At 62.1% G+C, this 317-nt stretch carries 1 protein-coding gene; it reads left to right on the top strand.

What is annotated here, in order from left to right; genetic code table 11:
- A partial coding sequence (locus KTN05_RS17990; RefSeq protein ID WP_217330717.1) for a transposase domain-containing protein occupies positions 1 to 297 on the top strand: 297 nt, incomplete at its 5' end.
- Between the last annotated feature and the right edge of the window lie 20 nt (positions 298 to 317).

Below are 317 nucleotides of genomic sequence, written 5' to 3'. Positions count from 1 at the left end.
CCCGGCCTGATCCGCTTCCTCGACGACGGCACACTCGAACTCGACACCAACCCGGTCGAGAACCAGATCCGCCCGATCGCACTTACGAGAAAAAATGCACTCTTCGCCGGCAATGAGGTCGGTGCAGAGAACTGGGCCATGCTCGCCTCGCTGGTCGCAACCTGCAAGATGTCCGGCGTGAACCCGGTCGACTACATCGCCGACACCCTTCGCGCCATCCTCGACGGTCACCCGAAAAGCGCCATCGAGGACCTCATGCCCTGGTGCTTCAACCAGCCGTCAAGCATCGCCGCATAGGGCAACGACCTCGCGCTTAC

It is taken from the genome of Paracoccus sp. Z118 (assembly GCF_019061185.1).
In the GTDB taxonomy this organism is placed as follows: Bacteria; Pseudomonadota; Alphaproteobacteria; order Rhodobacterales; family Rhodobacteraceae; genus Paracoccus.
This window is presented reverse-complemented; position numbering and strand designations above follow the sequence as displayed.